The organism is Ruthenibacterium lactatiformans (assembly GCF_000949455.1).
GTDB lineage: Bacteria > Bacillota > Clostridia > Oscillospirales > Ruminococcaceae > Ruthenibacterium > Ruthenibacterium lactatiformans.
Window position 1 is genome coordinate 69,815 of sequence record NZ_JXXK01000013.1, and the last position, 19,422, is coordinate 89,236.

Genomic DNA, 19,422 nt, shown 5'->3' on the forward strand with positions numbered 1-19,422 from the left:
GTCAATGTTTCTCCTGTTTCTTTTTCTTTTCCACAAAAACGATAAAGCCGCAGTAGCCCAGCCACACGAGGATGGCCCCGAGGGTGACGCCCGTGGAGAGCTTCAGGCCCGGCGTTTCGTAGGAAAATACGATGGTGTTTTCGCCCGCGGGGCACAGCACGGCGCTCAGGCCGCCATCCACGCGCTCGATCTCAGCCTCCACGCCGTTCACCGTGGCGGTAAAGCCCTCGTCATACGGCACAGAGAAGAACACCAGATTGTCCTTTTCCAGCGTGATTTCGGCCGTAAAGCCTGTGCCGTCCGCGGAAAAGCTGGTGCTGGCCGTGGCGCGGCGGGCCGCTGCGTCCTGGACGTAGGCTTCGTAAGTCAGGTTCGCGGTGTCGGCTGTGGTGGCTTCTTCCATCAGATAACCGTATTTGGTGATCTGCTCTCCCGTCAGCGCAACGGCGCGCATCAGCATATTGGATCGGGAATCCTCCGCCAGCCCCATCAATGTGACAGGCGCGGGCTCGCCCGCCCGCAGCGCGTCCTGCGCCGCGCCCGCCTCCGTGAGCGCATCGGCGGCGTCCACCCCCTCCTCCGTCTCGGGGAGCGGGGCTTCCAGCAGGATATATTTGTCGTACGTAAAGCCCATGGGCACATAGTTTTCATTGCGGAAATACACCAGCGACGCGTCCTCGTGGTCATACACGTAGCCGTACGCGCCCCACTTTTCGGTGAATTCGCTCATCTTGTCCTGAGGCACCACCACATACTCCACGCTCAGCAGACCGCGCAGTGCATAAAGCTTCTGGTCCGGCTTGGAGGATACGTCCCGCTTCACACCCACACGGGGGTAAAAATCCATGATGGACGGCGTGACCACGCTGTTGAAGAACTGAATGCACGGTTTTTCCATCCACAGGCCGATGTTATCGTAACAGTCGTAGGAATCGATTCGGTAAAAATGATCGTCGGGCAGGTCGTTATTACGGGCGGCCACATAACACTCGCTGCGGTAGTTCGCGTCGCCCTCCCACTGCGGAAATTTGCCCAGTGCAATATGCGCCACCGAATAGAATACCGAAAAGCCCAGAATTCCTGCCAAAAGCACACGGGTGAATTTCTCGTGCCCGCGGCACCAACGGATAACACCGTAGAAAATCAGCAGGCCCAAAACAGCCGTCAGGTAGGTCAGCCAGAACTGGGACTGCTCCTTTACGACGCCCAGGCTCCATACCCCGTCCTCCTGCTTGGGCACAAGCGCGAATACCGCGAACAGCAGCGTTACCACGGCCACGGGCCGCAGGCCCTCCATCAGGTCGATCTCCTCGTCCTGCAGCGCCTGCATGGTGGCCGCGCACATGATGAGGATGGGCATATAATACCAGCGTGCGTAATAGCTGGAATTGAGTGCGTAAAAGGCCGAGTTCAGCACCGGCACCAGCGCCATGATAAGGCACGCCCACATGATTTTTGTAAACGCGCTTTTCCTGCGTGCTTTCATATACGCCCACACGCCCGCGCAGCTCACCACCGGCAGAAACGCCGTCATGCTGGTGTGCTTTACCACCGCGTCGGTAAAGATATTGGGCAGATACGTTGGGTCCGGCGGGAGGAACAGCGAGGCCAGAATGGCGAAATACTGCTGCACGCGGCCGTACAGCAAAAAGCCGAAGCCGCTGGAAAGGTCCACCGTGCGCGGGTTGTCCTTCAGGCACAGCACAGCCGGCCACAGGAACATGCAGCCCAGCGCCACGCCCAGCAGGGATTCAAACGCCAGCCGTCCAAAGCGGCCCGGCGTGATCCTGTATTCGCCCGTGAGCAGCTTGATGAAAAAGTATAAAAACAGGAAAACGATCTGACCGGCAAAAAAGAAGTAATTGTTGAGCAGATTGACGGCCACCGCCAGCGGGAATACGCCCCGCACGCCGTCGTAAACATAGCTGTCCAGCGCCCACAGCAAAAACGGGAACAGCGCGATGCAGTCTACAAAATGATTGAAAAACGTATTGTAGACCGTAAAACCGGACAGCGCATACAGGCATGCGCCGATGACAGCATAGTTGCGTCCGGCGGAATACCGCTTCAGATAGGTATACGCGCCCAGCCCCGCCACGCCGAACTTGAGCATGAACATAGGCACCATGGAAAACGGCACCCATGCCTGAGGCAGCAGCGTCGTCAGCCAGAAAAACGGCGAACCGTACAGATAGAACGAATACGAGTTCACCGCCGAGGTACCGAGGTCCGTCTCCCAGCTCCACTGGCCCGCGCTGTTTTTCACGAACCCGTTCATGTAAGTGTAGAACGGGATCTGCTGGCTGTTGAAATCGCCGCAGTACTGGAACAGGCCCTTGTCCACGACGAGGAACGGCAGAAAGATGAAAAACGCCGCCGCGGCGCACACGCCGAACGACAGCAGATACCCGTTCATCTGCTTTTCCTGTTTTTGCTTTGCAAGGCTACTCATAACTTGTTACTCCTGCTATAATGTAAATAGTTTCCCGGCGCCGGCCGCGCCGAATCGATCCTACCCTGATAATACGAGAAAAGCGAGGAAAAAATTGCAATGGAGCTGTATCCCTTTAATGCGCTGCTCGCGCGCATGAAATACATCGCCCGGTGGGGCCTGATGCGCGCCGCGCGCACGGAATCCCTCAGCGAGCACACTGCGGACGCCGCCATTCTGGCGCACACGCTGTGCCTTGTCTCTCAAACTATCTTTGGCACGGATGTGCGCCCTGAAACCGTAGCCGTCGCCGCTTTGTACCACGACGCCAGCGAAATTCTGACCGGGGACATGCCCACGCCCGTCAAATACAAAAGTGAGCCGCTGCGCGCAGCCTACAAGGCTGTGGAGGCCGACGCGGCCCACACGCTGGGCGCTCTGCTGCCCGACGCGGTGCGCGCCGGCATGGACGGCTATCTCTCAGGCGGTATCCTTACGCAGAAAGAGCGCCAGCTTCTGAAAGCTGCGGACAGGCTCTCCGCACTCATCAAATGCGTCGAGGAGGAAAACGCGGGCAACCGGGAATTTACAGGTGCGCGCGCTCAGCAGACGGCGGCGCTGGCCGCCATGGAATGCCCGGAGGCGGATTACTTCATGCAGCATATGCTGCCCTGCTATGACTGGACGCTGGACGAGCTTTCCGCCGGGGGGCCGCAGCCCGGCTGAGCGCCGTCTTCAGCGCGTTTCCCGCTGAAGCTCCCACGCGTGCTCGATCACACGGTCCAGGTCCGTAAAATGCAGCATGCCGCAGCATTCCCGCCGCAGCGTTGCCGCGCCGCGCAGCCCATGCATATACCAGGCGGCGTGCGTGCGCGCCTGCTGCATGGCGATATATTCGCCCTTGTCCTCGCACATATCGTAGATATGCCGGCGCAGCACACGGAACCGCTCGTGCAGGCTGGGCGGTGGGGGAACCTCCCGGCACTCCATTGCCGCGGCGATCTGCCCGAACAGCCATGGGTTTCCCATGGCTCCGCGCCCCACGGCCACGCCGTCGCACCCCGTGGCCGCCAGCAGCGCCAGCGCGCTTTCCGCGTCCGTCACGTCGCCGTTGGCCAGCACAGGGATATCCACAGCCGCCTTGATCTTCGCGATCTCCTCCGGGTGAATGCCGGGATTGTACATCTCGGCACGGGTGCGTCCGTGCACCGTCAGCAGCGCGGCGCCCGCGTCCGCGCAGCGCCTGGCCACTTCCAGGCCCGTCATCGTGTCGGCGTCCCAGCCGATGCGCAGCTTCACCGTAACGGGCACATCGGCCGGCGCCGCGTCCCGCACGGCTCGGGCAATGGCCCCGGCCAGCGGCGGGTCCTTCAGAAGCGCGCTGCCCGCTCCCGGCCCCGCGATCTTTGGCGCGGGACAGCCCATGTTGATGTCGATAAAATCAAAGGGCATTTTGCCGCGCATATCGCAAATAAGGCGCGCCGCCTCGGCCATCACGTCCGGCTGCGCGCCGAACAGCTGCACGCCGAAGGGCGCGTCCCCGCCCCCGCCGGCCATCAGCCGCGGGCTTTTTTTGTCGCCCATTGTCAAAGCCTTTGCGCTCACCATCTCGCTGACGGTGCATACCGCTCCGTGGGCGGCGCACAGGCGGCGCATCGTCGTGTCCGTCGCGCCCGCCATCGGCGCCAAAGACGCGCCCTTTGCCAGAGTAAATCGTCCCAACTGCATAGATCAACCAACTTTTTTGTATTTGGAAAAGCGCTCTGCGGGAAGACGCCGGCCGTCCGGCACTTCCGAGCGATATCTTTGTTATTGTACCATAAAATTTCATATTATGGTATACTATACAGGAACGTTTCACATTTGAAAATCACGGAGGATACTCTTTTGAAACTGCTTGTATTAGACGGCAACAGCATCGTCAACCGCGCGTTTTACGGCATCAAGCTGCTCACCACAAAGGACGGCCGCTTCACCAACGCCATCGTGGGGTTCATGAATATCCTGCTTAAGCTGGAAGCCGAGGAAAAACCGGACGAGGTAGCGGTCGCCTTTGACCTGAAAGCGCCCACCTTCCGCCACAAAATGTACAGCGGCTACAAGGCTCAGCGCAAAGGAATGCCCGAAGAGCTGGCCGCCCAGCTTCCCGTGCTGAAAGAGCTGCTGGCGGACCTCGGCTACAAAATGGTGACGTGCGAGGGCTACGAGGCCGACGATATTCTGGGCACGCTGGCCGCCGCCTGCGCTGCCCGCGGCGACGAATGCGCCATCGCAACCGGAGACAGGGACAGCCTGCAGCTTGTGGGGCCCCACACCCGCGTGCTTCTGGCCGGCACCCAGATGGGCCGCAGCGTTACCACCGTGATGGACGAGGCCGCCGTATTTGAAAAATACGGCGTCAGGCCCCGCCAGCTCATCGAGGTGAAAAGCCTGATGGGCGACGCGTCGGACAACATTCCCGGCGTCGCGGGAGTGGGTGAAAAAACAGCCCTTGCCCTCATTCAGGATTTCGGCTCGCTGGCAGGCGTGTATGAAAACATCGACGACGCGCGCATCAAAAAAGGCGTGCGGGAAAAGCTGCTGCGGGACAAAGAACAGGCCGGGATGAGCCGCACGCTGGCCGAGATCGTGTGCAGCGCGCCCGTAAACGCCGCACCCGGCGCATACAAAAAAGACGCGCCGGACGCCCCTGCCGCCGCACGCCTGCTGACGGACCTTGAAATGTACGCCACGCTGGACAAGCTGCGCCTGCCCGCCGAAGCCGGGCCTCAGCAGCCCGGCTTTGACGATGCGCCCGCTGTCCCTCTGGTGGAGGCGGCCCCCCTGCCCGCGCTCACGGGCCCTGTCTATCTTTGCGCCGCCGGAGACGTGATGCTGGCCGTACAGGACGGAGCCGTATATTCCGCGGGGCTTGAGGATGAAGCGTTTTTGGCGCTGCTTGCAAATGAAGCCGCCGAAAAACGCTGTTTCGACGCAAAGCCGCTGTACCGCGCCTGCTTTGCCCACGGGCTTGCCGCCCAAAACATCACTTTCGACGCAAAGCTGGCCGCCTACCTGCTGAACCCAGCGGCCAGCGATTACACCGTGGCCCGCCTTGCTGCTGAATACGGCGTGCGCCCGGCGTTCAGCGCGCCCTGGCCCGAAGCCGGCGTGCTGGAAGAGCTGTGCGCAGTGCTGCGTGAAAAATGCGATGCAGAAGGCATGGGCAAACTGCTGGACGACATCGAATTCCCGCTGTGCGAAGTGCTGGCCAGTATGGAGCACATCGGCATTCTGGTGGACAGGAACGGTATTGAAGCCTTTGGGCAGGAGCTGCAGACGGCCCTCGGTGCAGAGCTTCGCGCCATCTATGATGAAGTAGGCTATGAGTTCAACGTCAACAGCCCCAAGCAGCTGGGCAAGGCGCTGTTTGAGGATCTTGGCCTGCCCACACGCAAAAAAACGAAAAGCGGTTATTCCACCAACGCCGAAACGCTGGAGAGCCTGCGGGACTATTCCCCCGTCATCGGCCACATCCTGCAGTACCGAACCTACCAGAAGCTGAATTCCACCTATGTCGAGGGCCTGCTCAAGGTCGTGGGGGCGGACGGGCGCATCCATTCCACCTTCAACCAGACGGAGACCCGTACCGGCCGTATTTCCTCCGGCGAGCCCAATCTGCAGAATATCCCCGTGCGAACCGAGCTGGGCAGCCGCTTCCGCAAATATTTCATCGCGCCCCAGGGCGAAACGCTGCTGGACGCGGATTACAGCCAGATCGAACTGCGCCTTCTTGCGCACATCTCCGGCGATGAAGCCATGTGCGAGGCGTTCCGTTCCGGCGCAGACATCCACCGCAGCACTGCGGCCAGAATCTACGGTCTGCCGCCGGAACAGGTCACGCCCGCGCTGCGTTCGTCCGCCAAGGCGGTCAACTTCGGCATCGTGTACGGCATCGGCGCGTTCAGCCTGTCCAAGGATATCGGCGTCAGCGTCAAGGAAGCCGACGCGTTCATCAAAAACTATTTCGCCAATTTCCCGGGCGTCAAAAAATATCTGGACGAGACCGTGGAGCAGGGCCGTGAAAACGGCTATGTAACAACGCTGTACGGCCGCCGCCGCACGCTGCCGGAGCTTGCCAGCAGCAATTTCAACGTGCGCAGCCTGGGCGAGCGCATGGCCATGAACACCCCCATCCAGGGCACCGCCGCGGATATCATCAAGCTGGCCATGGTGCGCGTATACCGCCGCCTGAAGGCCGAGGGCCTGCGCGCCCGCCTGATTCTGCAGGTGCACGACGAGCTGATCGTCGAATGTCCGGCTGAAGAAAAAGAGCGCGCGGCCAAAGTGCTGGGCGAGGAGATGCGCGGCGCGGCCGAGCTGCGGGTGCCGCTCTCCGCGGATGTAAACAGCGGTACGACATGGTATGCGGCCAAAGGTTGACGGCCCCCCCGCGTCCGCACGCCCGGCCCCGGCGGCCCCGGCAATGAAAGACAATGAAAAAAGGACGAACGATATGCAGCAGGAAACAACGGCCCCCAGGGAGGCCGGCCCCATCCTCTGCCGCTTTATGCGGGAAACCGACGTGCCCGCGTGCGCGGCCATTGAAGCCTGCGCGGACGACGGCTGGAGCGAAGCCGCACTGCGCGAAGAGCTGGCGCAGGAAAACGCGCGCCTGTTTGTTGCCGAAGCCGAAGGAAAAGTCGCCGGGCTTGCGGTGTTCCAGCTCGTGTGCGGCGAGGCAAGCCTCTACGCCGTAAGCACTGCGCCCGCCTTTCGCCGCCAGGGCGTGGCACGGGCATTGCTGTCCTGGGCGTTCGCGGCGCTGTGCCTGCAGGGCGCGCAGGACGTGTTCCTGGAAGTGCGCGCCCAGAACAGCGCCGCGCAGGCGCTGTACCTCTCGCTCGGCTTTGTGCAGACGGGCCTGCGCCGGAACTTTTATGCAACGCCCGCGGATGACGCCGTGCTGATGCAGAAAACGCTGTAACGGCGCGGCGGCCGCTTTTCCCGGGAGGTGCTTTTACGGAACGGCAAATTTATCTGATCACGAGCGTGATGGCGGCGGGGAAGTCCACGACCGCCGAGGCCCTTGCGCTGAAGCTGGACAAATGCGTCCATCTGCGCGGCGACGTGTTCCGCCGGATGATTTCCTCCGGGCGGGAAGAAATGTCCGCAGCGCCCTCCGAAGAGGCCGTGCGCCAGCTTCATCTGCGGTACCGCCTGACGGCGGAGGCCGCGAAAACCTATTTCGACGGCGGCTTTTCCGTTGTGGTTCAAGACAACTATTACGGCGAAGCGCTGCCCCGTATGCTGCGGCTGCTGCAAGGTTATCCCGTAGAGGCCGTCGTCCTGTGCCCCAGCCTTGCCGCGGTGAAAGAGCGCGAGGAAAAACGGGCCAAGACGGGCTATACGGGCTTTTCGCCGGAAGCTCTTTACGACGCTTTTCTGGCGGAAACACCCCGCGTCGGCTTCTGGCTGGACAACACGAGCCTGTCGCCCGCACAGGCCGCGGACGCGATACTTCGCCGCTGCGCCGGTGCAAACGGGTGACATGCCTCTCATCCGGAAAGGAAGGTATTTTTCTATGGCAGACTGGAATTCCGAGCTTTACCTCAAATTCAAAGCGGAGCGCACACAGCCCGCGCACGACCTTGCCGCGCGCATCCCTTTGCGGGATGCGCGCAGCATTCTGGACATTGGCTGTGGGCCCGGCAACAGCACGGCCGCAGTGGCCGCGCGTTACCCCGGCGCGCGTGTACTGGGCGTGGACAGCTCCGAAAACATGGTGGCTGCGGCCTGTGCCGCACATCCGGAATTTGAATTTCGTGTGTGCGAGGCACCGCAGGGCCTGGACGCACTGGGCGGCGGCTTTGATATTGTATTTTCCAACGCGTGCCTGCAGTGGATCCCGGAGCACCGGACGCTGCTGCCCGCGCTGATGCGTCAGCTCCGTCCCGGCGGCGTGCTGGCTGTGCAGATCCCCGTGCAGCAAAGCCAGCCTATGCACAGGATTATTGCTGAAACCGCCCGCCGGGAAAAATGGCGGACGGCCTTTCCCGCGCCGCCCCGCGCGTTCCACAATCTTCAGCAGAATGAATACTTCGATGTGCTTGGGGAGCTGACGCAGGAATTCACGATGTGGGAGATCACCTATTATCACCGCATGCCCAGCCATGCGGCCATGCTGGAGTGGTACCGGGCCACAGGTATGCGGCCCTATCTGGACAAGCTGAACAAGGCGCAGCAGGAAGAGTTCGAGCGCGACGTATCCGCTCAGCTTGTGCAGGCCTACCCCGCGCAGCGCAGCGGCGAGATCATCTTCCGCTTCCCGCGCCTGTTCTTCACAGCCGTGCGGCCCGGCGCGTAAAAAGGGGCCGGAATATGAATGAAACGATCTACCGCTTTGAAGCGGTGCTGCAAAAAGTGCCGGACCTGAACGGCGCGTATGTGGAATTCCCCTACGATGTGCGCGCCGAATTCGGCAAGGGCCGCGTGAAGGTCCACGCTACTTTCGACGGCCAGCCCTATGACGGCAGCCTCGTGCGCATGGGCACCCCCGGGCACATCCTCGGCGTGCGCAGAGACATCCGCGCGAAGATCGGAAAGCAGCCCGGCGACGTGGTTTCCGTCACTGTACAGGAACGGCAATGACCCGTTTTTCATTGTTTTCAAAGGAGGACGCCGCAATGAAAAAGAACCTCTTTCGCTCCCGCCTTTTCCTCTGTGCACCTGCGGCATTTTGCCTTTGCGCGGCCCTTTTGTGCGCCTGCTCCGCCCAGGGCAACGCTGTTCCTGCCTCCGTACATGAACAGGCGCTTGCGCAGTTGAAAGCGCAGGATGCTGAATTGCAGGCGCTCACCGAACAGGTGGCTGAATTGAAAGCCGCGCTCGCAGACGCGCAGCGTGCGGCCGTGTTGGAGGATACGCGAACCGAGCGGGAAAAGCGGCTCGCGGCCGATCTATACGCCCACCCTGAGCTGATTCCCATCGAGGGAACGCTGGGCGGAACCATGCGCTTTTCCCCGGATGAGAGCGCCGTCCGTGTGCTTTCCACCGCAAGCTATATGCCGCTGGTATACGCCTATGCCGAGGACGGCCACACCGCGGTAAACCTTTTGTTCCGCTTTGAAAACGCGGCGGACGGCGCGCTGAAATGGCGCTGTGTCGCTTACGACTATGGCGGCGGGCTTACGCTGTTGGAGCCGCAGGCCGAATAAACCGACAAGGAAGTTTTATATGTATATTTTGGGAATCGAATCCAGCTGTGACGATACCTGCGCCGCCGTCGTGAAGGACGGACGGGAGCTTCTTTCAAATTGCGTGGCCTCCAGCGCCGCAGAGCAAAATCTTTACGGCGGCGTGGTGCCGGAGATTGCAAGCCGCCGCCACATCGAGCATATCTCTCAGGTGGCGCGGGCCGCGCTGGACGAAGCGGGCACGGCGCTGGATGAAATCGGCGGCGTGGCGGTCACCTTTGCGCCCGGGCTCATCGGCGCGGTGCTGGTGGGCCTGAATTTTGCAAAAGGCCTCGCGCTTTCTGCGCAAAAACCACTCATCCCCGTGCACCATCTGCGCGGACATATCGCAGCGCTGTACCTGACGCACCCCGAGCTGGAGCCGCCGTTTTTATGCCTCGTTGCCAGCGGCGGGCACAGCCATATCGTGCGGGTGCAGGACTACACCCATTTCGAGGTCCTTGGCCGGACGGTGGACGACGCAGCCGGCGAAGCCTTCGACAAGGTGGCGCGCACGCTGGGGCTGGGCTATCCCGGCGGCCCGGCGGTGAGCCGGGCCGCCCAAACGGGCGATTCCAAAGCTTATCCCCTGCCCACGCCCCATGTAGAGGGCCCGTACAACGTCAGCTTCTCCGGTCTGAAAACAGCTGTGCTCAATCTTGTGAACAAAGCGCAGATGAAAGGAGAACGTGTGAACGTGGCCGATATGGCCGCCAGCTTCCAGTTCCGCATCACGGACATTCTGGCCGAAAAGCTGCTGCTGGCCGCGCAGGATACCGGCGCAAAGCAGATCTGCATCGCAGGCGGCGTGGCCGCCAACGGCCTGCTGCGGGAGACGCTTGCCGCGGGCGCGAAGAAGCTGGGCGCGCGGCTGTATCTGCCGGAACTCCAGCTCTGCGGCGACAACGCCGCCATGGTGGCCGCACAGGGCTTTTACGAATACCGGGCGGGCAATACCGCCGGCCTAAATCTTAACGGCCTTGCCACGCTGGGCATCGATTACCTCTGAACTGCCGCCCCCATCGCATCAAATGAAAGCCGCCGCTTTCACGCAAGCCGTTCGGCCCACGGAAAACGGTGGTTTTTCTTTCCGACCTGGGTTCAGACGTTACAGCCCGTCCCGCAGCCTTGATCCTGCAAGCGCCGGGCATGAAGTGCCCGTACGCGCATAAAGCGGCAGCTCCGCCTCGGTATTTTATTGCTTCTCAATAAAAACCCCCGTGCAATCCACTCCGCTTTTCGATACAATATACCGTGTCGGCCAAACACTGCTCCGCCGATACGGGAAAGGAGTTGTTTTTTTGCATACCAAAGCGCCTCACGAGCAGTTTTACCGCTACGTCATCCCCGCCATGGCATCCCAGCTTCTGACGGGATTTTTTATCATCGTCGACGGTTTTTTCATCGGCCAAAGCATCGGGGACGTAGGCCTTGCCTCCATCAACATCCTGTGGCCCATCGCGGCTGTCATCCTTGCCACGGGGCTGGGCATCGGCTCCGGCGGCAGCGTGGTGATGACCCACGCCATGGGCGCGGGCGACACGGAAAAGGCCCTGGCCGCGCGGGGCAACACGCTTTTGTGCCTGGGTGCGGCCACCGTGCTGCTGACGGCGGCGCTGGGTTTTTCATACCCGTGGCTGCTCCGCCTGCTTGGCGCAACAGGCGAGCTGTACCAGCCCGCGGCGGATTACACCGTTGTCGTCGTGCTGGCGGGCGGCCTGCAGATATTCAACAGCGGATTGAACCCTCTGCTGCGCGGAAGCGGGCGTACCGTCGCCGCAATGGCCATCATGATTTTCAGCCTGCTGTGCAACATCCTGCTGGACTGGCTGTTCATCGCCGTATTCGCCTGGGGCATGCGCGGCGCGGCGCTGGCCACCGTAACGGCGCAGGGCCTTTCGGCGCTGGCCGCACTGCTGTGCCTGCTTATGAACAAAAACGCTCCCGTCCACGCGCGCCAGTTTTGCCCCGATCCGCACCTGTGCAAAAAACTGCTTACGGTGGGCGTTTCTCCGTTTGGGCTTTCCATGTCCGCCAGTGTGCTCATCATGCTCAACAACTGGCAGTGCATCCGTTACGGCGGCGCGGGCGCTGTTGCTACCTACGCCATCCTCAGTTATGTACTGGGGGCGCTGCAGCCGCTTTTGTCCGGTATCGGCGAGGGCATCCAGCCGCTGGTGAGCTTCTGCCACGGTGCGGGCGACCTTGCGGCCCAGCATCATTTACAGCGCCGCGCGCTGCGTTTACTGCTGGCGGTGGCCGCGGTGCTGTGCGCAGGCACATTCCTTGCTCGGGAACAGCTGCCGCTGCTGTTTGGCGCTTCGTCCGAGACCGCCCGGGAAAGCGTTCCCGCCCTGTTGTTTGCCGTCGCCTCGCTGCCTCTTTGGGGCGTGGTGCGCCTGTACGCCTCCTGCTTTTACGCCACCGGGCAGACGCGCCGCAGCCTGTTCTTTATTTTTGGCGATCCGCTTGGCGCAAGCCCCCTGTTTCTGTTCCTTCTGCCGCCGATGCTGGGCGTGAACGGCATCTGGGCCGCGGCTCCCGCAGCACAGGCGCTGCTGTTCCTCTGCCTGCTGGGCATGTTCCGCCAGGATGGCCGCCGCAGCGTGCAGCGCACCTGAAAACGCCGTTTTCCCACGGGCCTCCGGCCTGTGCAACCACCGGTTGACACATTGCCCGGCGCCGGTTGGTGGCGCGCAACCGCCCGGCGGGGTATGCTGGAAGCACCCCGGAGCGCACCAGGCCCCGGCAACAAAACAGTGAGGTGCAGTGATATGATTTTTGCGGATAAGGTCGTCCAGCTTCGAAAAAAAAGCGGCTGGTCGCAGGAGGAGCTTGCGGAAAAACTGAATGTAACACGGCAGTCCGTCTCCAAATGGGAGGGCGCACAATCCATTCCCGACCTTGAAAAGATTTTGCAGCTGGCGCAGATCTTCGGCGTCAGCACAGACTATCTGCTGAAAGACGAGCTGGCGGAAGCCGAATACACGAAATCCGATGATTCCTCCTCGGTGCGCCGCGTCTCCATGGAGGAGGCCAACGCTTTTCTTCAGGTGAAGCAGGCTACGGCCGGACGCATCGCCTTTGCCACTTTTTTATGCATCCTCTCCCCCATCTGCCTGTTCCTGTTGGCTGCCGCCAGCGAGACGGGCATGCTGCCCATCCGTGAAAATCTGGCCGGCGGCGCGGGGATGATCGTGATGCTCCTGCTCGTCGCAGTTGCTGTGGCGATGTTCATCTCCTGCGGCGGCATGACGAGCCCTTATGCCTATCTGGAGGCCGAAGTGTTTGAAACGGAATACGGTGTATCCGGCATGGTGCGGGAACGCCAACGTCAGTACCGCAGCACCTACACGCGGTACAATGTTTTGGGCGCCTGCCTGTGTATCCTTTCTGCCATTCCTTTGTTCGGCGGCGCGTTCCTCTCGGAAAACGGGCTTTTTCTTGTGGGCATGCTCTCCGTCATGCTGCTCCTAATCGGCCTCGGGGTGATTTTTTTCATCGTGGGCGGCGTCAACTGGGCCAGCATGGAAAAGCTGCTTCAGGAGGGCGATTATACGCGGACAAAAAAGAAAACCAGCTCTATCACCGGCGTGGTGAGCACCGTGTACTGGTGCGTGGCAGCAGCCGTGTACCTGGCATGCAGCCTCCCCGGCCATTCCTGGCGGGAAAGCTGGGTCATATGGCCTGTGGCGGGCGTGCTGTTTGCGGCGGTGATGGCCGTATGCAGCGCATTGGCCGGGCGAAAAAAATAAAAAGGACGCATCAGAAAAGGGAAAGCGGCAGATTCCGCTTTCCCTTTCTTTCATTGCTTCACCGTTTCAGGCTGCGCTCCGCTTTCAGCAGATGGCTCTCGTAACCTTCTATCTTTTTGTCCAGCCTGTCCAATACGGCCTGCATCTCGCCGATGCGCGCAGCCAGTTGGCGGCGCTGTTCCATCAGCAGCTCTTTGCGCGCGGGAATGGTCTCGTCTCCCTGTCCGAACAGGCCCACATATTCAATCAGCGTCTCCACGGGAAGTCCTGCGCCGCGCATACATTTGATGAAATTCACCCAGTTGCAGTCCTCTTCGGCATAATCGCGGATACCGCTCTTTGTGCGCCCCACCGGGGGCAGCAGGCCGATGCGCTCATAATACCGCAGTGTATCCGCTGAGACGCCGTATTTCTGGCTTACCTGTGCAATCGTCATATCACAAATACTCCTTTTATCCCGGCGCGCTCCGCCGCCGTTCTGTTCTTCAAAAGCCGGCCTTTGCCGCACACTATGCGCCGAAGGTCTCCTCTGCCCGGCGCATGTTTTCCACCGCGTCCACGCCGAAAGGGCAGCGCTTGCTGCATGCGCCGCAGGCGATACATTCGCCCGCCTTATGGGCCAGCGCCGCATAATGCTCGCGCACCGTCTCCGGCACCATGCCCTGGGCACGGGCCAGGTTCAGAAATTTGGTGACGCTTGCAACGTCGATCCCCTTTGGACACGGGGCGCAGTGGCCGCAGTACATGCAGTGTCCCCTCCAGCTTATTTTCGGGAAAGTCGCCAGCGCAGCGGCGTAATCCCGCGCGCTGTCCGGTGCCGTCTCATAAGCCAGGCTGGCCGCAAGCTCGGCGGACGTGTGCACGCCGGACATCACGCTGGCCACGGCGGGCCGCGTGAGCGCATAGTGGATGCACTGCTCCACCGTCAGCGCAACGCCCGCCGGGGAATCCGCCGTCAGCAGGTCTCCCCCGCCGAAGGCCTTCATCACCGTGATGCCCACACCCAGGCGCTGGCAGGTCTCGTACAGGCGCTCCCGCGCAGGGTCCATATTCACCAGCATGCCCGCATAGCTTTCCTCCGCCCACAGAGCCTCGCAATTCTCTCCCGCGGGCTGCAGATCATAGCAGGGGTTGACGCTGAACATCAGCACCTCCACAAGGCCGCTTTCCACAGCCGCCAGCGCCACCTCCGGGTTGTGGCTGCTCAGGCCGATGCACCGGATGCGCCCCGCGCGCTTTTGCTCCAGCGCATAGCGCATCACCTCGCCGTTTGCCACAGTGTTCCATGTGTCCATGGTATCCACATAATGGATCATTCCCACGTCGATATAGTCTGTTTCCAGACGGCGCAGCACGTCCTCAAAGGAAGCCCGTACCTCGCCGATGTCCCGCGTGGCTTTGTACTGGCCGTTCTGCCAGACGGTACACAGATGCGCCTGCAGCACGAACTGTTCCCGCCTGCCCCGCAGCGCGCGTCCCACGCGGCTGCGCAGGTCCGGGTCCGGCGTGTACAGATCCATACAGTTCACGCCCGCTTCCACCGCCTGCGTCATCAATGCCTGTGTCTCTTCTTCCGTCTTGCCCACAAAGCCCTCGCACCCAAGGCCGATCTCGCTCACGCGCAGCCCGGTGCGGCCCAATTCCCTGTATTCCATTGTATTCTCCCTTTTCTTTTTGCGGGCGCTTACGCCTGCGTTTCAAACAGCGCCGCGGTTTCCTTTAAATGGCGGATCACCGGCAGATGCTGCGGGCACGCCCGCTCGCACTGGCCGCAGCCGATGCACTCCGATGCTTTTCCCCCGTTCTGCGTCAGGTTTCCGTAATAGACGTCGCTGTTCCAGTCTCCAAACTGTTTTTTGGCGTTGTAACAGCCGAACAGGCCGGGGATGGGAATATGCTTCGGGCAGCCCGGCACACAGTAACGGCAGGCCGTACAGGGAATGCTGTCCTGCTGTTTCAAAATCTCCCGCACGCGTTCCACAGCCTTGTATTCCGCGCTGGTAAAGGGCTGAAAATCTTTCATGTAGCTTACGTTGTCGGCAAGCTGTTCATAGTTGCTCATGCCGCTGAGCACCATGAATACCCCCTCAAAGGAAGCCGCGTAGCGCACGGCATAGCTGGCGTAGCTTCCCGTTCCCACGCCGTCCAGCACCGCCTTCGCTTCCTCCGGCAGCTGGATAAGTCCCCCGCCCTTGACAGGTTCCATCACGATGACGGGCTTTTGGTGTCTGCGGCACACCTCGTACACGGCACGGCTCTCGATGCTGGGGTTTTCGTAATCCGCATAATTGAACTGGATCTGCACCACTTCTATCTCCGGATGCTCGTCCAGAACGCGGTCCAGCAGAGCAGGCTTGTCGTGAAACGAAATGCCGATATGCTTCACCCTGCCCTGCTCCTTGAGCTGTTTCACGATTTCAAACGCATTGCAGCGTGTAAATTTTTCGTAGTAAGCGCCGTTCAGCGCGTGCAGCAGATAATAATCGAAATAGGAGACACCGGTTTTTTCCAGCTGCTGGTCAAATAAAGGCAGGATATCGTCCTCCTTTTCAAAAAAGAACGACGTCAACTTGTCTGTCAAAATGTACGATTCGCGCGGATAGCGCGCCGTCAGGCATTCCCGCAGCGCCGTTTCGCTTTTGCCGTTCAAATATCCGTGGGCCGTGTCGAAATAGCAAAAGCCCTCGGCCAGAAACGTATCCACCATGCGGCAGAATTCCCGCTTGTCCACTTCGCCGTCCGCACCGCCCATCATGGGCAGACGCATACAGCCGAATCCCAGTTTTTTCATATTGCATTTTCCTCTCTTACCCATGCCGCACACCGGCGGGCGGCATTACAAGCTTTGTAGTAAGCATAACATCTGGAGTTCACTCCAAGTCAAGCTTTTTTGCAAAGAAAAGCAAAATGCACCGCCTGCACAAAGAAGCCTCCCGCCCTGCCATACGCAGGGCGAGAGGCTTCTTTTGCTGTACACAGGGTCTGCGTCATCCCCACACGGGAAATGAAAGCTCGGCCACCGCTCCGCCGCCGGCCGCATTGCGCAGCGCCAACGCGCCGCCGTGACGCCTGGCGACATCGGCGGCAAACGTCAGGCCCAGTCCCATATGGCCGTCCTGCGGGCGGCTTTTTTCGCCCGTGTACAGCGGCTGCATGCCTTTGGCAAGCGCCTCGGGTGTAAAGCCCGGCCCTGTATCCCGTACGGTGAACACCGCACGGCCCGCGCCGTCCGGGGCGCGCCTCACGCGGCTTTCCAGCGTTACCGCCCCGCCCTGCGGCGTGTAGCGCGCGGCATTCTCCACAAGATTCACCAGCGCACGCAGCAGCTCCGCCCGGCGCATGGGCAGCATGGACGTTCCATCCGTCAGCAGGCGAAATACACAGCCCCGCGCCCGGCAGAGAGCCTGGCCCTGGGCTTGTATCTCGGCCAGGAACTCCGGCAGGGAGACCCGCTCCGTCTCCTGCGGAGCGGCATGCTCCTGCGCGCCGTCCGACGCAGCGGGCTCCGGGTTTTTTACCGTATCCGCACTGTCCGCACCCGCAGCCAGCGCCCTCAGCGAGGCAATGTATTCCCCCGCGTAGCGCGTATTGCGCAAAATGGCATCCACATTCGCGCGCTGGGCGTCGCTCAGCGCGTCCTCGGCCAGCAGTTCGGCGTTGCCGCCGATGATCGTGAGCGGCGTTTTCAGGTCATGCGCCAGCGCGGCCATCTGCTCTGCCCGCTGCTGCTCCATACGCCACTGGGCCTGCAAAGAACCGGAAAGGTTCTCCTTCAGCGTGCGCATGGCGTCCATTGCACCGTCCAACTCCCGCACGCCCGCCGAGGAAAAATCTCCGCCCTCCAGTTGCCCCTCCGCAATGCGTGCGCTGGCGGCGGCCAGCTTATCCGCCGCACGGCGCAGCCTGCGCGTGTAATGCCGTGTGATAAGCGTTACCGTTGTCACCAGCACCACGGCGAGCAGCACCAGGCTGGCAAGCTCAAAATCCGGAAGAACGCCGCGCAGGGCCTCGTTGCCGTAAAGCACGCTGTAATCGAACTGAAACAGGCACAGCGACCCATCGCTGAAATCCACACGCTGGTAAAACCACGCCCCTCCCTCCAACGTCCGCCGGGCCTCCTTCGCGTCCGCCAGCCGACGGCCGGAAAGGTTCGTCTCCAGCACTGTGCCGTCCGGGGCGAAATAAACATAATTGCACAGTTCGTCCGCCAGCGATGCGTCAAAGCTGCCCTGCAGGCGCATTGCGGCCGCCGCGTCCGAGGCATGGTCACTCTGCGTGCGGGCGGGCAGCACAAAACCCGCGTTCATCAGCAGCATGAGCGTTATCCACCATGCCGCCGCCAGTGCTGCTGCCGAAACGCCTGTCAATATCAAATAGCGCCACAGCAACGCACCCAGGCTCACATTTCTTCGTTTTTCCATTTGTACCCGATCCCCCACACCGTTTCGATCGGCGCGCCGCCCGCCGCTTTCAATTTCGCGCGGATGTTTTTCACATGCTCGGTGACGGCGGAATCGTCCGCACAGCCGTCATAGCCGAATACCGCCTCGTAGATCTGTTCCTTGCTGAACACCTGTCCCGCGTGAGTGGCCAGATGCTCGCAGATGGCGTATTCGCTTTTCGTCAGCGGCAGCGCCGCATCACCGTGGTACAGCGTTTTGGAAGCCAGGTCGAAATCAAACGCACCGCGCCGCACGCGGCGGGTGGGTACGCGCGCCTCCCGCCGCAGATGCGCCGCCACACGGGCGCGCAGCTCCGCCACGCGAAATGGCTTCGTCAGGTAATCGTCGCCGCCAAGGCCCAGTCCGCGCAGAACGTCCGTTTCCTCCGCTCTTGCGGTAAGAAACAGGATGGGGCACCCTGCCAGGGCGCGGATACGCGCGCAGGTGGCAAAGCCGTCCTCACCGGGCATCATCACATCCAGCAGGATGCAGTGCGCCCAGGCGCAGTGCTCCGGCGTCACCTGCGCTCCGCATGCCAGCGCCGTTACGGCATGGCCGTCCCGCTCCAATGCGCCGCGCACAAGCGCGCGCATATCCGCATCGTCGTCTACCACCAGAATATGTGCCACAGTCTCGCCACCATTTCAATCAGTCATTGCATCCATAAATACAAAAGCCACGAAAGCCCGTACAAAACATAGACGTGCGCGGGATAGAACACATAAAAGAAATACTTGCCGCCGCGCCCGGAGGCGCCGCGCTGCCCATTGTACAGCAGCATGAACACAGCTGAAAACGCGCCCATCCACTCAAACGCCTGATTAAAGATAAAATCCCACGTCGCACCGGGGTAAAGCACCGCCGTGCTTCCGTACACCAGAAGGTAAAATGCGGCGAAAGCCAGCGCCTCCAGCTTCGTGCTTTTCAGCCGGCACAAATACATCAGAAGGCCGCACAGGATAAACAGCGTGCCGCCGTCCATGATCATGGTGTGCATGGGCAGCACCGTAAAGCCCAGCAGCGTCAGCCAGCCTTCCGCCTGCGGGAACATCGGATATATCACCACCAGCATGAAAAACGGCCAGGCGAAAGGCAGCACCAATGCGGCCAGCCCGCGCAGCCACCGCTTTTGCCGCAGCCAGTCCACACCCTGCAGCATGGGCAGCAGAACGGCAAAGGTCGCCAGCATCTGGTTCATCGGATAAAAGCCGTCGGGACGCCTGCAGGAATCGAACAGAATGCAGCAGAACTGCACTGCTCCCATGCCCACGGAAACAAGGTAAATGCGCAGAAAGTAGCGCCGTCTGTCATGGGTGTGGATGAAGCCCTCGATCAGGCAGAACAGAAACAGCCCGGCAGAAAGCCGCCCCAGCTGCGAAAACAAAAGCGGTACCGCGCCTGTGAACTCGAAAAAATAATGGATATGGTCCAGCACCATGAGCACCAGCGCGATCCATTTCAGCTGCGCAGTGGTAAGGCCACGGCGCAGCCCCGTTTTTTGCATTGTGTTTTCCAAACAGATACACTCCTCTTTTTTGTTGCTGGAACGAGTATATCCGCCGTTTCTAAGGAATTTATAA

The 19,422-nt window shown here is 61.1% G+C and carries 18 protein-coding genes; 10 read left to right on the forward strand and 8 right to left on the reverse strand.

Translation table 11 applies throughout. The features are described from left to right. Window position 1: 1 nt before the first annotated feature. Complete coding sequence (locus TQ39_RS10365) at window positions 2–2,452, reverse strand: YfhO family protein (protein WP_050005470.1); 2,451 nt, start codon at window positions 2,450–2,452, stop codon at window positions 2–4. Window positions 2,453–2,551: 99 nt separating this feature from the next. On the opposite strand from TQ39_RS10365, the gene yfbR reads away from it, so the two are divergent. Further along, window positions 2,552–3,157, forward strand: a complete 606-nt coding sequence (yfbR, locus tag TQ39_RS10370) for a 5'-deoxynucleotidase (protein WP_050005471.1) — start codon at window positions 2,552–2,554, stop codon at window positions 3,155–3,157. A 9-nt stretch (window positions 3,158–3,166) separates the two neighbouring features. Here yfbR and dusB read toward each other — a convergent pair whose 3' ends face one another. Then, window positions 3,167–4,159: a tRNA dihydrouridine synthase DusB gene (dusB, locus tag TQ39_RS10375; RefSeq protein ID WP_009324562.1), complete on the reverse strand. Its 993-nt coding sequence runs from the start codon at window positions 4,157–4,159 to the stop codon at window positions 3,167–3,169. A gap of 159 nt (window positions 4,160–4,318) precedes the next feature. Between dusB and polA the strand changes: the two genes are divergently transcribed. From polA to TQ39_RS10420, 9 genes are all read left to right on the forward strand, one after another. Beyond that, window positions 4,319–6,853 carry a DNA polymerase I gene (polA, locus tag TQ39_RS10380; RefSeq protein ID WP_050005496.1) on the forward strand — a complete coding sequence of 845 codons (2,535 nt, stop codon included), beginning with the start codon at window positions 4,319–4,321 and terminating at the stop codon, window positions 6,851–6,853. 43 nt (window positions 6,854–6,896) lie between these two features. Continuing rightward, a complete protein-coding gene (rimI, locus tag TQ39_RS10385; RefSeq protein WP_050005472.1) occupies window positions 6,897–7,397 on the forward strand; it encodes a ribosomal protein S18-alanine N-acetyltransferase in 501 nt (166 codons plus the stop codon). A 56-nt stretch (window positions 7,398–7,453) separates the two neighbouring features. Further along, window positions 7,454–7,960 (forward strand): AAA family ATPase, encoded by a 507-nt coding sequence (locus TQ39_RS10390; protein WP_478002431.1) that lies wholly within the window; start codon window positions 7,454–7,456, stop codon window positions 7,958–7,960. A 34-nt stretch (window positions 7,961–7,994) separates the two neighbouring features. Then, window positions 7,995–8,777: a methyltransferase domain-containing protein gene (locus TQ39_RS10395; RefSeq protein ID WP_050005474.1), complete on the forward strand. Its 783-nt coding sequence runs from the start codon at window positions 7,995–7,997 to the stop codon at window positions 8,775–8,777. A gap of 14 nt (window positions 8,778–8,791) precedes the next feature. After that, window positions 8,792–9,061 carry a DUF1905 domain-containing protein gene (locus TQ39_RS10400; RefSeq protein ID WP_009324567.1) on the forward strand — a complete coding sequence of 90 codons (270 nt, stop codon included), beginning with the start codon at window positions 8,792–8,794 and terminating at the stop codon, window positions 9,059–9,061. Window positions 9,062–9,096: 35 nt separating this feature from the next. Beyond that, the gene (locus TQ39_RS10405) at window positions 9,097–9,627 is read left to right on the forward strand and encodes a hypothetical protein (protein WP_050005475.1); all 531 of its coding nucleotides are present in this window, start codon (window positions 9,097–9,099) and stop codon (window positions 9,625–9,627) included. A 19-nt stretch (window positions 9,628–9,646) separates the two neighbouring features. Next, window positions 9,647–10,654 (forward strand): tRNA (adenosine(37)-N6)-threonylcarbamoyltransferase complex transferase subunit TsaD, encoded by a 1,008-nt coding sequence (tsaD, locus tag TQ39_RS10410; protein WP_050005476.1) that lies wholly within the window; start codon window positions 9,647–9,649, stop codon window positions 10,652–10,654. 292 nt (window positions 10,655–10,946) lie between these two features. Next, window positions 10,947–12,266: an MATE family efflux transporter gene (locus TQ39_RS10415; protein WP_050005477.1), complete on the forward strand. Its 1,320-nt coding sequence runs from the start codon at window positions 10,947–10,949 to the stop codon at window positions 12,264–12,266. A gap of 153 nt (window positions 12,267–12,419) precedes the next feature. Then, a complete protein-coding gene (locus tag TQ39_RS10420) occupies window positions 12,420–13,400 on the forward strand; it encodes a helix-turn-helix domain-containing protein (protein WP_009324571.1) in 981 nt (326 codons plus the stop codon). Between the two features lie 58 nt (window positions 13,401–13,458). Here the strand turns inward: TQ39_RS10420 and TQ39_RS10425 are convergent, their stop codons facing one another. From TQ39_RS10425 to TQ39_RS10450, 6 genes are all read right to left on the reverse strand, one after another. Further along, window positions 13,459–13,836 carry a MerR family transcriptional regulator gene (locus TQ39_RS10425; protein WP_050005478.1) on the reverse strand — a complete coding sequence of 126 codons (378 nt, stop codon included), beginning with the start codon at window positions 13,834–13,836 and terminating at the stop codon, window positions 13,459–13,461. A 73-nt stretch (window positions 13,837–13,909) separates the two neighbouring features. After that, the gene (locus TQ39_RS10430) at window positions 13,910–15,055 is read right to left on the reverse strand and encodes an aldo/keto reductase (RefSeq protein WP_050005479.1); all 1,146 of its coding nucleotides are present in this window, start codon (window positions 15,053–15,055) and stop codon (window positions 13,910–13,912) included. Between the two features lie 29 nt (window positions 15,056–15,084). Continuing rightward, window positions 15,085–16,191: an aldo/keto reductase gene (locus TQ39_RS10435; protein ID WP_050005480.1), complete on the reverse strand. Its 1,107-nt coding sequence runs from the start codon at window positions 16,189–16,191 to the stop codon at window positions 15,085–15,087. A gap of 196 nt (window positions 16,192–16,387) precedes the next feature. Next, window positions 16,388–17,821, reverse strand: coding sequence for a sensor histidine kinase (locus tag TQ39_RS10440; RefSeq protein ID WP_009324575.1), 1,434 nt, complete (start codon window positions 17,819–17,821; stop codon window positions 16,388–16,390). Next, the gene (locus TQ39_RS10445; protein ID WP_050005482.1) at window positions 17,800–18,471 is read right to left on the reverse strand and encodes a response regulator transcription factor; all 672 of its coding nucleotides are present in this window, start codon (window positions 18,469–18,471) and stop codon (window positions 17,800–17,802) included. Before TQ39_RS10445 ends, TQ39_RS10440 begins: the two co-directional genes overlap by 22 nt. Window positions 18,472–18,494: 23 nt before the next feature. Then, a complete protein-coding gene (locus TQ39_RS10450) occupies window positions 18,495–19,358 on the reverse strand; it encodes a TraX family protein (RefSeq protein ID WP_156146268.1) in 864 nt (287 codons plus the stop codon). Between the last annotated feature and the right edge of the window lie 64 nt (window positions 19,359–19,422).